This window comes from Shewanella sp. NKUCC01_JLK, assembly GCF_019345615.1.
In the GTDB taxonomy this organism is placed as follows: Bacteria; Pseudomonadota; Gammaproteobacteria; order Enterobacterales; family Shewanellaceae; genus Shewanella; species Shewanella oncorhynchi.
Genome location: NZ_JAHKRD010000003.1, coordinates 23239 through 38544 on the forward strand (window position 1 = coordinate 23239; position 15306 = coordinate 38544).

Genomic DNA, 15306 nt, shown 5'->3' on the forward strand with positions numbered 1-15306 from the left:
TAGCAAAGCGGTCGTTAAACCGATATTTATTCTTGCGATCCCACCAAACTCGCGGCGGTTAAAATCAGCTTTGGCGCGGGCCTCACTTTGTAGTTAGGGTTGATATATTGAAAATGAATTAATCCCTTGTCGTCGCTGATATAAATGGCGGGTACAGGTAAGACTAAACGTTTGGCACCTTCTGGGGTGATCCATAAAGGATTCTCGAGCTTAAGGCGTGCGGTATAGGTTTCAGTCACCTTTTCGCTAGTGTAAAAAGCTAAACCAAAGGCTTGGGATGCCAGCATTTTTTCATCGGAAAGCAGCAGATATTTAAGTTCATTTTTTGCCGCCGAAGCCTTAAGTTGAGCTGGCGTATCGGGTGAAATTCCCACTAACTGAAAGCCCATTTTTAATAACTCAGGCTCAATGGCTTTTAGTTGCCCCATTTGATTGTTACAAAATGGGCACCAGCCACCACGGTAAAAGAAGAAAATGGTTGGTTTTTTCTGGGTTAATTCTGCTAAATCGACCGTTTTGTCATTGATATCTTGCAACTTTACCTTAGGGATTTGCTGACCATTAAGTAGCGGACTGATGGAAAATTCATCCTTAGCAATGGGTTGCGCCATAGCCGTTAGACTTGTTAGTAGTAAGATGGTTGTGAAGTAAAACCTGTGTAACATCGAAGCGGTTTGCATATAAAGTCCTTAATTTGGTTTTGTTTTCTTCGTTTTTTAAGTCGTTGTTGTTAATATTTCCCTCGTTTTAGACAAAGAGATATTGCGTAAATCTCTATTTGTTATGTCTAACTTGCTTAAGAGTGGTTCGAGTTAGCACTAAACGGGTATGAGCATTAAAAGAGCGGCAATTGCCGAACATTCTTACAAGCCAATGCAGATGATTGCACCAATGTGATACCAATTGGGTTGGTTGGTGAGGTATTTATAACGGTAACCATTTGGATTTTATCGCGATTACAGCGTAGTGTTGGAGTGGTTAAAACGAGTGAACGACAAGCTGATGGGGCAAGCCTTAATTGATGCCGTGGTAAAACACGATATCATTACCGTAAAACAGTTGGTCAAACAGGGTGTTGATGTCGAATATATCGACTCACAAAATATGACGGCTTTATTGCATTGCTGCCAACTGCAATTACTCGATATTCTCATGTTACTGGTTGAAGCTGGGGCCGATGTCCATCATGCCAATAACTTAGGTCACCTTCCTGTTGAGCTGGCCCATTGGCATGGCGAGTTTCATATAGGGAGTTATACCGCCACGAGTCAAAAAATGGTGAAGTATTTGGAGCGCTATGGTGGCGTTCAACATGGTCATCGATAAATTGTATTGCACTTCAATATTCAATCACGGGAGCTGTAAATGGATAAGGGATTATTTAAAATATTAAAGAAAATCTATTTTAAAAAGTCTTATATCAAAGACGAAAATGGATATATGCAAAGAATAGATAATGGAGACCAGTTTGATTGCGAGTCTGGGACTACACACTATTCTAATGACGGTTTATCTAATGCAGAAATACTAACACTTGAACAGAGTGGTTATCCTGTTAATCAGATAATCAAATATAGTCATGATGAATGTATTAACTCTTATAAAACGTTGCTTGAGCATCCTCACTTATCGATTGAGAATTTGATTTCGGCATATATATGTGGCTTTTCAAGTTTTCCAAGAGGAAGACAACCCATATTAAGTTATTTGTTCGCTCAAGCGGTTCCCGAACATAAAATGGTCAGCGAAGGGGATGTTTGCACCGTTTGCTCAATAAGAAGAAATGTTTGGATAGAAAAAGGACATAAAATATTCAGTTGCTATGCCGGGAGTGTATGGAATGAAAGGTGGTGTGGTAATCTTGTTGAATTAGAAGAGTTTACTGCCATTTCACCTTGTACTCCTACACCAGAGGATATCAGTATATTGATATCGTTAATCGATATGATCCGTCAAGCTCCTCAAGATGAAACACCCGGAAAATTAGAACAGCGCATCAAGAAAGCTAAAATTATTCCTAACTATGAGAAGTATAGTTTTCGCGGACAATTAATGGTATTGGCTGAATTGGGAATTATGCCAAATCCGTATGTAAAACCTTTATATGATGGATTCACCTATTTTACCGATATCTGTAGTGTGAAATACCCTGGAAGTACTCGATCGGATATTATGCTTCCTCTCGCGGGGTGGCGAGGCGAAAATAGTATAAATGAAACAAGGCTTCAAGCGTTATTGGGTAACATAATACGGTGAGATAAAGGTTACCAAGGTTATTATTGAGTGAGTATAAAAAAGCGTCCGGTTATGGACGCTTTAAAATCGCTGTTTTATCAATATTAACAAACACTGATAATATCAATCAACGGATAATTACTTAAGTTTTTTGGTCTTGCTCGGTGCTTGACCAACTTTCATTTTTACACGGCGGCCCTGCATGTTTTTCTCAGCAGCAACTTGAGCACCGACGTTGTCGGTTCTTTGTTGCTTTTTGGCAAAACTGCGGCGGGTTTGCAATTGCTTTAATAGCAATTCGCGGCTGCCAACTTCATAACCTGGCACAGTGACGCGGCGAATCTGTTGGCCAATCAATTTTTCGATATCAGCTAACGTGCGCTCTTCTTCGCGGCTCACAAATGAAATGGCTACGCCTGTTTTTCCTGCACGGCCTGTACGACCGATACGGTGTACATAATCTTCTGCGAGGAAAGGTAAGTCATAGTTGACTACGTATTCAAGGCTTGGAATATCCAGACCACGGGCGGCGACTTCGGTGGCAACTAGCACCCGTACATCACCCGCCACAAACTCACGCAGTGCTCGGCGACGACTGCCTTGGCCTTTTTCACCGTGGACCACTTCAGATGGGATACCATCTAAGTTTAATTCTTTGACTAGCGTATCGGCGGCTTCACGGGTCGCAGTAAATACCAACACTTGTTGCCAGTTTTTCTTGCCGATAAGCTCAGAAAGCAGTTCGCGTTTACGGCGTTGTTCAACCGGATAAACTACTTGGCTGACGGTGTCGGCTGTAGTGTTTTGTTTATCAACGCTGATCACTTGCGGTTTAACCATCATGTCGTTGGCGAGTTTTTTCACCGCACTTGAGAAAGTGGCCGAGAACAACAGGTTTTGACGCTTCTTATTTACCGCTTGAAGGATCTTTTGGATATCGGCGCTAAAGCCCATATCGAGCATTCGATCGGCTTCATCTAGCACTAAAAAGTCGACGTTCGACAGGCTTAAGTTACAGGCGGTAAGGTGCTCAAGTAAACGACCAGGGGTGGCAACAATCACATCGGCGCCGCGTTTCAGCTTTTGCGCTTGAGTCTCAATCTTTACGCCACCGTAAATGGTTAATACGCTGAAATTTAAATATTTACAGTAAGCCGTGACGTTGTCAGCCACTTGAGCTGCAAGCTCACGGGTCGGCGTAAGAATTAATACGCGGGCATTCGACTTTAGCGTTTCGCTTGGCTTTTCAACCATCTTTTGCAGGATCGGCAGCGCGAAAGCGGCGGTTTTACCCGTACCAGTTTGGGCACTGGCTAAGACATCTTGGCCGCGGCGGATAGCAGGTATCGCTTGCTGCTGAATAGGCGTCATTTGTTGATAACCGCAATCTGAGATAGCGCGCAAAATCTCGGGGGAAAAACTAAAAGATTCAAATCTCATTTTGGATTCCTATCATTCACTTATTCAAACATTCAAGCGCCACTAGCCTCTTTATCACTCGTCTAAAGGAGAGAGGTGTACCGGCTGGCTCATTCTTCCACACAGATTTTATAAGAAAAATGGCGGGCGCGGAGTATAGCAAAAATTTCGGTTAAAACCTGTACTTTTTAGTGTTTTGGCATTTTATCTGCATCATTTCATCAGGAGGGGATAAAAGGCTTGGCACTGGTTCAGGTGGGCTAGGTCTTATTGATCTATACAAGGGTTGAGTAAAATATGGACTCAACAATATGGATTAAAGCTCGCTACATTAGAAAATACCGCAACCTAGGCTGCGGTATTTTGGATCTTGTACTTATGTTTAACCGAAGGTGCGCCTCAGGCCGAGGGCTTTTTCGGCATTGTGTTTTAGAAGATGGGCTGCATCACCAATCAGATGGGTTGCAGCTAAGTTCTCGGCGCTGGCATGGGTGATGGAGTGAATATTACTGGCGATCTCATTGACCACTTGACGCTGTTGATCGGCTGCCACTGCATTTTGTTGGGCAAAGGTGTGGATATCACTCACTTCTTGGTAAATGGTGTTTACATTGTCGGCTGACAGCTGAATATCGCTGGCACAACGCTCCGCATGTTGACGGCTTTGTTCCATTTCTTTGGCCCATGCGTTGAGCATAGTGAACATCTTATCGACACTCTTAGAAATACTGTTGGTCGATAGCTGGGTTCTGCTCGATAGGGCGCGTACTTCATCGGCGACCACGGCAAACCCACGGCCTTGTTCACCCGCACGGGCAGCTTCAATCGCGGCATTGAGGGCGAGGAGATTAGTTTGCTCGGCAATAGAGTCAATTTCGCCCATCGCATTAGCGACTTGCTCGGCTTCTTTATTTAATTGATGGGCATTGTTGGTGGCATCGGCAACAGACTTTGCCAGTTGCTCCATTTTTTGAGTGTTGGCCTTCATGTTGGCACTGCTTTTAAGGCAGAGAGCATAGGCGGTATTGATGCTGGTAGAGGTGAGATGGGTATTCTGCGCCACTTCTGTGATGGTTGAACTCATTTCTTCCATCGCGCCAGAGAGCTGTTCTAGCTGACTTTTCTCTTGATCTAGGCTGACATAGGTTTGCTCGGTCGCGACCACTAATTGATCGGCAATGGCATGTAATTGATTGGCTTGATCTTGGGTACGCCCAAGTACGCCATTCATTTTGGCCTGTAGCATGATGAGCTGGAAATCGAGGATAGAAGAGGTATCTGCACCCGAGTAAATGTAACGACTGATAGAGTCATATTTGTTTTGCATTTCAATCAGTTTAGCGGGAATACGAAAAGCCTCATCGTAGAAAATGGCGAGGTTTAAACTCATCAGAATCGCCCCTGCGATAATTACGCCCCAGCCCCAAAAGTAGCCAGCGATCAGTAAACCTGTGGAGGCTACAACCGCAGATACGATACGTTTTTGCATTAAACTTAAGGGTTTAGGAATGGATTTGTCTAATTTGAGTCTTTGGTAAATCTCATTAGCTTTCGTGACGTAGGCGGCTTGAGGCTGAATGCGCACCGATTGGTAACCAATAATAGTGCCGTTTTCAAACAAGGGCGAAACAAAGGCATCAACCCAATAGAAGCCACCATTTTTACAGCGGTTCTTGACTATGCCGCGCCAAGATTGGCCCGACTTAAGTTTTCCCCACATTTCTTTAAAGGCGGCGCTCGGCATATCCGGATGGCGCACCATATTGTGTGCACTGCCAATCAATTCTTGATCGCTATAGCCTGAGACTTCGGCAAAACGGGCGTTAACGTAAGTGATGATACCGCGAGTATCAGTGGTGGAAATGAGTTCATCTTGTGGTGTTAAGCAGATTTCTTGATCTGATCTCTGTGTATTAACTATTTTATTCGCTGAGGCGTTACTCTGGCTCATTTAGTGTGTCCATTCAGGGCCGATGTGGTTCATTAGGGTTCAGGGCGCGGTGTTAGGCGCGAATTTTCTTGTGCTGACTCTCATCGGAGTAAGCTTGTTATGTGATAAGAGTATCATTTTTGTGTGGGTATAGGAGAGCGGTTTCTCATGGCTGACTGGTGAAAATCAATCGTTCGTCGTATTTATAAGCTATTGCAATATATAAAGTTTTTAAGTAGCGAGAATGTGGAGTTAAACGAGCGTTTATCCTGTTAAATCGTTAATTCTAGTATTTTGTATAGGGTTATTCTTTTATGTCTTGAGTGGGTATTTGTCATTCATCTTAAATATAAATTATGTTCGATGATATTGGACTAATGTCGTTGATTCGGCTTGATATCGCAGTATTCATGGAGCGCTTTATTGGCCTTAGTCTATTCTTTAATGGGCAACAAAAGATGGTTTATTTTTCCTTGCTTCAGTGGTGTATCTTGATTTTGCTCTTCTAGTTTATTAGCTCACAGCGGGAATGCTACATAAGAGGAACTTCCCATGGCGATATCACTTAGGCGTGGTGTAACTAAATTAGCCACAGCGTCCTTGGGAACAGCGGCGGCACTGCCACATTGGCGACGTTTGATTTTTGAACGTTTATTTGGCTTTCTAGCGATTCTCTGCGTGCCTGTATACATCACTAGTGTGTATTTATGCGTCATCGCCGATCTCTGGTTTATGGTGGTATTTGATACGCTGGCTTATCTGTTTTTACTGCTTTTACTGTATTTTCCTAAGCTTGCTGATAGTACGCGTTTTGGCTGTGGCTGCTTGCTGGGTTATGCAATTGGCATCGGTTTTTTAATTGCGATTGGCCCTTCGGGAGCAGGTTTTTTCTGGTTATTTATTTTCCCGCCGTTAGTCGGTATATTTTTAGGAAATCGAGCCAGCTTATATGCCCAGTGTTTGAATGGGCTAAGTTTGGTATTGATTGGTTTTGCCTATCATTTTAATTGGCTCAATTGGCCTGAAACCCAAGGTTATAGCGTCGGTATTTGGGCCGTTGTGGTGGTCAATTTTATCGTGACCAATGCCATGTTGACGTTAACTATTACTTATTTATTAGGTAAGTTGGCTGACGCACTCGATTCAACCTTAGCATCACGCCAAGCTACCGTATTAGGCTTAGCTAAACTCGCCGAATACAGAGATAACGAAACGGGCGCGCATTTGCTACGTATGCGGCAGTATTCGAAAATGCTCGCGTCGCAGCGACTACTGGCCGCCAATCCTCCTGCAGAATTGAACGAAGATTATATTCAAGACATTAGTTTGTCGGCCATTTTGCACGATATAGGTAAGGTCGGTATTGCCGATGCGATTTTGCTTAAACCGGGTAAACTAACGCCGCAGGAGTTTGAACAAATTAAAGCTCATCCTGTGATCGGGGGACAAGTGCTACGCAGTTTGTTGGAATATGCGCCCCAATGTACTTTTATTCAGATGGGCCGCGATATTGCTTCGGGTCACCATGAAAAGTGGGATGGTAGTGGTTATCCCCTTGGTTTGAAAGGTGAAGATATTCCGCTTTCGGCGAGGATAGTGGCCCTAGTTGATGTTTATGACGCGCTGACTTCTCCCCGATGTTATAAGCGGCCCTTTAGCCACCAAGAGGCTATCGACTTAATTATTGAAGGCAAAGGTCAGCATTTCGACCCTGAATTAGTCGATTGTTTTATTGAAATTCATCAGGACTTTGAAGTGTTGTCTAAAGCATCGCTGGATGATGCTTATCAGCCGATGGCACAACCTACTATGGTTTAGCGACTCATGTTTTTAAATCGTGTTTTGAAATCATGGTTTTGAAATAAGGCGTGGGTTTTAAAACACACTGATAGCGCTAAAAAAACGCCCAATGCTAATTGCCTTGGGCGTTCTATTTTATAGCGCGTAAGTGACTAAAATAACGACTTAAATCGCTATTTATCAGCGGAGTGCTAAATTGCTTTAGTCACTTGAGTTAACCAAGCCAATTCATCCCCTGACATCAACGGAGAAAGTGTATTGAATACTTGCTGATGATAAGCATTAAACCAGTCTATTTCCCCTTGCGTTAACAGGCTCTTATCAATAAGGCGCGCATCCATAGGGATCATAGTCAACGCATCGAATTCATACATTTCACGCTCAGCCCCTTTAAGTGCTTCACAGTGTTGCACTACGACGAGGTTTTCTAAGCGAATGCCAAAACTCTCAGCGCGGTAGTAACCCGGCTCGTTGGAAAGCACCATGCCGGGCATCAATGCGATACCGTTGACATTTTTACCTATGCGCTGCGGACCCTCGTGCACACTTAAAAAATGACCCACACCATGGCCTGTACCGTGATCGTAATCAAAACCATGTTGCCATAAATATTGGCGGGCGAAAGCGTCGAGCTGCTGACCTGAGGTGCCTTTTGGGAAGCGTGCTTGGTCGAGGGCAATATGACCTTTTAGCACCAGCGTAACCATTTTTTTATGCTCATCGGTCACTTCACCTATCGCAATGGTACGGGTCACATCTGTCGTGCCATCAATATACTGAGCGCCAGAATCCACTAAGTAGATGCTGTCCATTGTCATCATGGCTGGTGTGCCATTGTTGTGATTGTAATGGCACATAGCGGCATTAGGACCGGCAGCTGAAATCGTGTCGAAACTTGGCTCGCGGTAACGCTCATCTTCTAGGCGAAAGCTTTCCAATTTATCCGCAAGGGTGCCTTCATCGTGCATACGATTGGCTGCCACTTCGGCATCGAGCCATGCAAGGAATCGACTCACGGCGACGCCATCGCGGATATGACAGGCACGCATGCCGGCCAGTTCTGCGGCGTTTTTCTGCGCTTTAGGTAAAGCGACAGGATCGATTCCAGCTATCAATTTTGCTCCTGCCTCACGGGCAATGTTTTGTGCCCAAGCGTTTGCAGAATTCGGATCGGCCAGTAGTTTTACGTCCTGCATGCTGGCGAGTGTATCGGCAAGAGATGCCTCGCCCTTAAAGCTTACGCCAGCACCAACATGCTCCTCAATGCCCTCTGGGAGTTTGCTTAAATCGGTGAAAAGCTGCATATCGCCATTGGCGTGGAGCAGGGCACTGCCGAGTACAACGGGCAGGCGCGGTACATCATTGCCGCGAATGTTGAGTAGCCAGCAGAAAGAATCTAAGGCGGCGATTAAGGCGACATCACCACCGGCTTTTTTTACTAATGCACCAATTTCAATGCGTTTTTGCAGGCTGGTTTTACCAGCACTCTCGTTGCTAAACAAAGTGATAGGAGCGTTCGACGGTGCTGGCCGATTCTGCCAATGCAAATCGATGGGGTTTTGTTCAACTGCAACTAATTCGATTTGGGATTTATTTAAGGTTGCTTTGGCATTTTCATACCAAGCTAAGGTGTGTAAGCGCGCATCGAAGCCAACGCGAGACCCCGCTGGTAACGTGTCACATAACCACTCAATTTGTGGTGTATCAGTTAGGCTTTCATAACTGAAAAGTGTGGCATCGACTTGCAAACGAACTTGAACCGTATAGCGGCCATCGGTAAATATTGCGGCTTTATCTTTCAATACGATAGCCATACCCGCCGAACCGGTAAAGTTGGTTGCCCAGTACAAACGTTCGTTATGTGCTGGCACATATTCGCCCAGATATTCGTCGGCACGGGGAATAATAAAAGCATCGAGATTAGCAGATGTTAATTCGTTACGAATAGCACCGAGACGGTTAGCGATTGATTGTGACATAAGGGCTCCAATTAAGACTGGCATGCTATGCGAGTCGGTAGGCGAAGATCGCCTAAGGATGAGTAGGTTTATGTTGATTTGAGTTTTAACCGGCTCGGATTATCGCAAGTCTAGCGCGCTAGATGCAAGGGTAGCGAATAAAGGATTTTGTATACAATCGTGAATTTGTGCAGGTAAGACGCTTGAGGTTATGGGGTTTGTTGTTAATTTATTTATGTGATTTTGAGCATGAAAAGTGAATTAAATAAAAGGTTGGTCATGTTTTAATTAGGACTTGTTCCTTACAAATTAGCAACTTAAGTTTTATTCAATCGCTAACATTTGGACCCTATGCTAACATTTGCCATCTCCACTCGGGGTCAGAGTGGGGCACATGTATCAGTGGAGTAAGCGATGCAAATACTAACAATAGATGTGGGCGGTACTAAAGCCCTGTTCGAACTTCAGCTCGCGGGACATACAGAACAATATAAAATCCCCACAGGTGAAGGTTTTAAAATTGAAGAGTTAAATAATCAAATCGCGGCGTTTGAACGTGATTATGATTTACAGCATTACCAACTAGCGATTGCCGTACCTGGACTGGTACAAAATAATCGTTTGGTTTCTTGTAAATCTTTACCTGGACTCAATGGATTGAGCTTCGATACAGTCAAAACCCAAGGTGAGCTTAAGTTTATCTGCAACGATATCGATGCGGGTATGCAAGCGACTTGTGATGCTAAATATGCCTGTGAGTTATTGGTCATGTGCGGCACTGGGATCGGTATGTCTATTGCCTTTAATGGACAAGTCTTTACGGGAGCGACGGGCGTGGCGGGGGAGTTGGGGCCTTGTCGCGTGATGACAGAATCTGGCGAGTTTAGTTTAGAGCAACTGGCCAGTGGCGATTCAGTGCGCAGCCGCAAAATCTCCACTCAGGATGATTTATATCGCGCTGGCAGTTATCTCGGCATGGGATTAGCGTGGGCGGTTAATTTATTTAATCCCAATCGAATTTGGCTCGCTGGCGGTATGATGAATAGCGCTCCTTACTACAAAGGCTGTCTCGAAAGCTTAAAGCAAATGGCATTAAGCGCGCCCTTAGCTGAGATGAAAATCAATCGTGTCGATGATATGGAGACCTTGGTTTGCCGCGGTTTATCTGTGATGCTCGCAAGGGACTATCCCCGCGCATAAGGATCATAAATACCCCGCGCATAAAGATAATAAATATTGCTCGACTATGGTTTGCGCTATGAATGTTTAGTGATTGAGGTTTAGCTGCATAAGCGACGTAAATTGTGAAATATAAAGCAGGACTTATGATGCCTTTGGCATATCGAGTCCTGTTTTTTTATTCTTAAAGTATTCAGATAATCCTCATTATCCAAAGTAAATATTAGCGATAGTTTAATTTGCATAATTCCTTTCTTATCAGATGCCTAGTTCTATTTACGATTTTAGCCAATAACACAGTTGATAATATTTTGTTGCAATTTTATTGCGCTTACGCTTATGCTGATATTTGCAATGACAACGTTGTCATTGTGTGTAAAAGGCAAACCAGTTGAAAAACTGGGACGCAAAGCCTCCGGTCTAAGGGTTCGTCTGTACCTATGATAGCGGGGATACCACAGGTTTTTCTTCGTGCAGTTGTCAGTCGTTTTGCATGGTTTTAAGAGAGTGCTGTTTCCTGTCTACGCTTTGTTTGCCTTATTGATTCATATAAAAATTCAATAGGGATATCTCATGTTCAAGACTCAAATTTCAACATCAGCCTTGCTAGTGGCATCAGCGCTGGCATCTACCATCAGTGCCAGCGTTTTTGCAGCGGCGCCCGGTAAACCGACTTTAGGTTGGGGCGAAACTAAGTTCGCTATTATTGAAGTGAATCAAGCGGCTACCGCTTACAATCAATTAGTTACGGTGAAAGATGCCGCCGATGTCTCCGTCAGTTGGAACCTTTGGAGTGGCGATGTGGGCAATAGAGCCCAAGTGTTACTCAACGGCAATGTAGTTTGGGAAGGCCCATCTGGCGCGTCGGGAACCGCTAACTTTAAGGTGAACAAGGGCGGCCGTTATCAGATGCAAGTACAACTGTGTAACAGCGATGGCTGTACGGCGAGTGATGCTAAACAAATCCTCGTGGCTGATACCGACGGCAGCCATTTAGTGCCACTCAATGCTCCCCTAAAAGAAAACAACCGTCCCTATGCTAATAAATCAAGCAAAGTGGTGGGCGGTTACTTTGTCGAATGGGGCGTATACGGTCGTAAATTCCCGGTCGATAAGATACCTGCGCAAAACTTAACCCATATTTTATATGGCTTTACCCCAATTTGTGGTGGTGATGGCATCAATGATAGCTTGAAAGAAATCGAAGGCAGTTTCGAAGCGTTGCAACGTGCCTGTAGTGGTCGTGGTGATTTTAAAGTTGCGATTCACGATCCTTGGGCAGCGATTCAAATACCGCAGGCGGGAGTGAGTGAGCATTCAGATCCTTACAAAGGGAACTTCGGTCAATTGATGGCACTTAAGCAAGCACATCCAGATTTGAAGATTTTACCTTCGGTCGGTGGTTGGACCCTCTCGGATCCCTTCTTTTTCTTCGGTGATAAAACCAAGCGCGATATCTTTGTCGCTTCGGTGAAAGAGTTTCTACAGACATGGAAATTCTTCGATGGCGTGGATATCGACTGGGAATTTCCAGGGGGGAATGGCGCTAACCCAAATTTAGGTAATGCCAATGACGGTGAAACCTATGTGACTCTGATGCGTGAACTACGGGCTATGCTTGATGAACTAAGCGCCGAAACGGGTCGTACCTATGAGCTGACCTCAGCTATTAGCGCTGGTGACGATAAAATTCAAAAAGTCGATTATCAGGCTGCTCAGCAGTACATGGATTACATCTTCTTGATGAGTTACGACTTTAATGGTGGTTGGACTAATACTGAACTCGGCCATCAAACCAATCTGTATGAAGCGAGTTGGGATCCCAATACCCGTTACACCACAGCTAATGGCGTTAATGCGCTGTTAGGCCAAGGTGTGACCCCAGGGAAAATTGTGGTCGGTGCCGCTATGTATGGCCGCGGCTGGACAGGTGTGAATGGCTACAGTGGTAATAATCCTTTCACGGGGACGGCAACGGGCAAAGTGAAAGGTACTTGGGAAGCTGGTGTGGTGGATTATCGTCAGATAGCGAACGATTACATGGGAAGTGGTTGGACTTACAGCTACGACGAAACGGCCGAGGCGCCATCTTTGTTCAAGGCATCTACTGGCGATTTAATCACTTTCGATGATGCTCGTTCAGTTAAAGCCAAGGGGCAATATGTGCTTTCTAATCAACTTGGTGGGCTTTTTGCGTGGGAACTTGATGCCGATAATGGTGACATTCTGAATGCCATGCACGAAGGTTTAGGCCATGGTGAAGGCACCACTCCGCCAGTGAATAAAGCGCCCATTGCCAATGCGGGCGCGGATGTGAATGTCACCGGTCCCGCCGATGTGACGCTCAATGGTAGCGGTTCGCGCGATCCTGAGAATAACGCGCTGACGTATCTTTGGACGCAAGTGTCTGGCCCAACTATTACCATCGCAAACGCAGATATGGCGAATGCGACTATTCAACTGGGAGCAACCCAAACCGATGTCGCCTATGGTTTTAGCCTTAAAGTCACCGATCCTGAAGGGCTATTTGCCAGCGATACTGTGCTGGTGACGAACAAGGCTGATACGCCTAATCAAGCACCTGTAGTGACTCTGGCTCCGACTGCGACAGTTGAAGCGGGTAAAACCGTCAGTATAGTGGCGAATGCCTCCGATGCAGATGGTGATGCCTTAACCTACGCTTGGACTGTGCCCGCAGGCGTGTCGGCAGCCGGGCAAAATAGTGCCACGTTAGTCGTTACTGGCCCCAATGTTACCGAAGCGACTCGCTATGGTTTGAGCGTGCTGGTTTCCGATGGTGCCTTAGATGCAAGTGCATCGACGAATCTGACCGTGACGCCAAAAGTGGTCGGCGGTGGATGCGATGCAACCGATCCCAATGCCGGTAACTATCCTGCTTGGCAAACCAGTGTGGTATACAACACGGGTAATACTGTGAGTCATAGTCAGTTGGTATGGAAAGCAAAGTATTGGACTCAGGGCAATACGCCATCTCGCACCGCAGACCAATGGCAGCTACTCAGCCAAGTTGATCTCGGTTGGGATGCGGGTGTGGTGTATAACGGCGGTCAAACTACTCGCTATAACGGTCGTGTTTGGAAGGCGAGTTACTGGACTAAAGGTGATGTACCGGGTGTTGCAGCAGTATGGGTTGATATTGGCGCGGCAACCTGCCAGTAATTATCCAAAATTTTGATATTATTGGTTAAAAAATAAAGCCCTGCGAAGATTCAGGGCTTTTTTCTTTATTAAGCGTTAGGTTTTTTTATGAATACAGCCGAATGCGTTAAGACAGACTCATTGAAGACTGATTTAATCAATCTTAAGCAGTTCCACATCAAAAATTAACACAGAACCACCACCAATCTTGCCCGTGCTACGGTTACCGTAGGCGAGTTCACTGGGAATAAAAAACCGCATTTTATCGCCAACAACCATAAGCTGTACGCACTCAGTCCAACCTTTAATCACCCTATTAAGCGGAAATGCGATGGGTTCGCCGCGATCAACCGAACTGTCAAACACAGTACCGTCAATCAAAGTGCTGTTTGTAATGCAACTACAGTTTAATTTTGAGTTTCAATCGAGTAGTTAAAATCATCATTTAAACAATGAAAAATAAGTTCTGAAAGATATGATCCCTTGTAAAGTCATCAACTTGTTTTAGTGCCTCGAATGCTTCTTGTATACCTTGATGATTTGCAAGAGTTGTATTTTCTCGCTCAGTTTCCCATATTTCTATCGTTTTACAGGTGCTTCGATTGGTTATAAATACATTTTCACCTTCATCGTCCTTATAGAACTCAATCTCAAACGCTTTAGTTGCAGCTAAATAATCAAACCATCTATCATACTTACGAATATCTGGAATTTTACTCAGTTCAATTATTATTTGAGCGGTCCCAAAGTAATCATATAGCCACCCCATAAAGCTTTCTGCTTTGGCTTTTAAGTCAATTTCACTAATTTTTTCTTCAATATGGTCAATATTAGTTGAGCGAACTAATAATTTCGTTAGTTCTTCAGTTTTCTTTGCCGCAATACTAAGATCATCAATTAATCTGTTTGTTATTCTTGCATTATCAGCTCTCTTTCTTTCGGCAAGCAAGTCATACATCATTCCAGCCCATTGTTTTTTTAGGTAACTTTCCATATCAGAAAAATTATTGAATGCAACTAATGCATTGTTAAGACTGTTTTTTCTTACTTCATCGATGAAACCAAAAATTTTGATGTTATCGATACTTGTGTATGCGATCTTTTCGTAAAAATCAGGGTTACTTTTTTTGTTTGAAAGATAGGTGTGATGGTCTGAGTAGACTGCACTCTCGACTAAAGCGAAAATTGGGATCTTATTTTTGACTGCTTCTCGATATTCATTGTTGGTGATAGAGCCTTCTTTGTCTTTATGTTCACCACCGTAGCGGCCGCCAATGATCAAGATAAACAATTGGCAAGTGGCTACTTCACTAAGACAAGCATCATGTGTATGCGCATCTACACTGTAGTAAACATCGCCATCGTCAGATAGAACAGGCTCGTAACCTATAGTTTTAACAAAGTATTTCAGATTTTCTCTGATGTGTTTTAAGTCGTAACAGGTGGAGCTGATGAATACTCTGGGAATGGCCAATGTGCAATCCTTTACCGCTGAAGTCTAAAAATATCGAGGGGATTAGGGTTATGTTTAAACTATTGGCGAGAGGTGTCAACAATTGTTTGAAGTGAATAAGAGCTAAGTGACTTATTGCACAGGGTAAATTGATAAATTATCCGTTCGGATTA

10 protein-coding genes, 1 pseudogene and 1 riboswitch are annotated in these 15306 nt (G+C 44.3%); of the genes and pseudogenes, 5 read left to right on the forward strand and 6 right to left on the reverse strand.

What is annotated here, in order from left to right; all coding sequences use genetic code 11:
- Positions 1-26: 26 nt before the first annotated feature.
- Complete coding sequence (locus tag KO537_RS04000; RefSeq protein ID WP_251071016.1) at positions 27-680, reverse strand: peroxiredoxin-like family protein; 654 nt, start codon at positions 678-680, stop codon at positions 27-29.
- Positions 681-987: 307 nt separating this feature from the next.
- Between KO537_RS04000 and KO537_RS04005 the strand changes: the two genes are divergently transcribed.
- Together KO537_RS04005 and KO537_RS04010 are read left to right on the forward strand one after the other, a co-directional pair.
- Positions 988-1326: an ankyrin repeat domain-containing protein gene (locus KO537_RS04005; RefSeq protein ID WP_346729593.1), complete on the forward strand. Its 339-nt coding sequence runs from the start codon at positions 988-990 to the stop codon at positions 1324-1326.
- 39 nt (positions 1327-1365) lie between these two features.
- Positions 1366-2256, forward strand: a complete 891-nt coding sequence (locus KO537_RS04010) for a hypothetical protein (RefSeq protein ID WP_219233906.1) — start codon at positions 1366-1368, stop codon at positions 2254-2256.
- A gap of 117 nt (positions 2257-2373) precedes the next feature.
- On the opposite strand, the gene KO537_RS04015 is transcribed toward KO537_RS04010, so the two are convergent.
- A complete protein-coding gene (locus KO537_RS04015) occupies positions 2374-3675 on the reverse strand; it encodes a DEAD/DEAH box helicase (RefSeq protein ID WP_173243539.1) in 1302 nt (433 codons plus the stop codon).
- 361 nt (positions 3676-4036) lie between these two features.
- Complete coding sequence (locus KO537_RS04020) at positions 4037-5605, reverse strand: methyl-accepting chemotaxis protein (RefSeq protein ID WP_173243542.1); 1569 nt, start codon at positions 5603-5605, stop codon at positions 4037-4039.
- A 531-nt stretch (positions 5606-6136) separates the two neighbouring features.
- Between KO537_RS04020 and KO537_RS04025 the strand changes: the two genes are divergently transcribed.
- Positions 6137-7402, forward strand: coding sequence for an HD domain-containing phosphohydrolase (locus KO537_RS04025; protein WP_028761335.1), 1266 nt, complete (start codon positions 6137-6139; stop codon positions 7400-7402).
- 173 nt (positions 7403-7575) lie between these two features.
- Here the strand turns inward: KO537_RS04025 and KO537_RS04030 are convergent, their stop codons facing one another.
- Positions 7576-9363, reverse strand: coding sequence for an aminopeptidase P family protein (locus tag KO537_RS04030; RefSeq protein WP_219233907.1), 1788 nt, complete (start codon positions 9361-9363; stop codon positions 7576-7578).
- A gap of 393 nt (positions 9364-9756) precedes the next feature.
- Here KO537_RS04030 and KO537_RS04035 point away from each other — a divergent pair, with 393 nt between their 5' ends.
- Positions 9757-10542 carry an ROK family protein gene (locus KO537_RS04035; protein WP_028761333.1) on the forward strand — a complete coding sequence of 262 codons (786 nt, stop codon included), beginning with the start codon at positions 9757-9759 and terminating at the stop codon, positions 10540-10542.
- Positions 10543-10892: 350 nt separating this feature from the next.
- Positions 10893-10981: riboswitch (cyclic di-GMP riboswitch) on the forward strand.
- A gap of 113 nt (positions 10982-11094) precedes the next feature.
- Positions 11095-13701 carry a glycosyl hydrolase family 18 protein gene (locus KO537_RS04040; protein WP_219233908.1) on the forward strand — a complete coding sequence of 869 codons (2607 nt, stop codon included), beginning with the start codon at positions 11095-11097 and terminating at the stop codon, positions 13699-13701.
- Positions 13702-13833: 132 nt separating this feature from the next.
- On the opposite strand, the pseudogene KO537_RS04045 reads toward KO537_RS04040, so the two are convergent.
- Both KO537_RS04045 and KO537_RS04050 read right to left on the reverse strand, forming a co-directional pair.
- A pseudogene (locus KO537_RS04045) lies at positions 13834-14064 on the reverse strand (FKBP-type peptidyl-prolyl cis-trans isomerase); the annotation flags it as partial.
- A gap of 61 nt (positions 14065-14125) precedes the next feature.
- Complete coding sequence (locus KO537_RS04050) at positions 14126-15154, reverse strand: DUF4062 domain-containing protein (RefSeq protein WP_219233909.1); 1029 nt, start codon at positions 15152-15154, stop codon at positions 14126-14128.
- Positions 15155-15306: the final 152 nt, after the last annotated feature.

What these genes read in the sequence shown, in the direction of transcription:
- KO537_RS04015 (WP_173243539.1), bottom strand. Translation starts at nt 3,675, where the DNA reads ATGAGATTTGAATCTTTTAGTTTTTCCCCCGAGATTTTGCGCGCTATC.
- KO537_RS04000 (WP_251071016.1), bottom strand. Translation starts at nt 680, where the DNA reads ATGCAAACCGCTTCGATGTTACACAGGTTTTACTTCACAACCATCTTA.
- KO537_RS04030 (WP_219233907.1), bottom strand. Translation starts at nt 9,363, where the DNA reads ATGTCACAATCAATCGCTAACCGTCTCGGTGCTATTCGTAACGAATTA.
- KO537_RS04035 (WP_028761333.1), top strand. Translation starts at nt 9,757, where the DNA reads ATGCAAATACTAACAATAGATGTGGGCGGTACTAAAGCCCTGTTCGAA.
- KO537_RS04020 (WP_173243542.1), bottom strand. Translation starts at nt 5,605, where the DNA reads ATGAGCCAGAGTAACGCCTCAGCGAATAAAATAGTTAATACACAGAGA.
- KO537_RS04040 (WP_219233908.1), top strand. Translation starts at nt 11,095, where the DNA reads ATGTTCAAGACTCAAATTTCAACATCAGCCTTGCTAGTGGCATCAGCG.
- KO537_RS04010 (WP_219233906.1), top strand. Translation starts at nt 1,366, where the DNA reads ATGGATAAGGGATTATTTAAAATATTAAAGAAAATCTATTTTAAAAAG.
- KO537_RS04025 (WP_028761335.1), top strand. Translation starts at nt 6,137, where the DNA reads ATGGCGATATCACTTAGGCGTGGTGTAACTAAATTAGCCACAGCGTCC.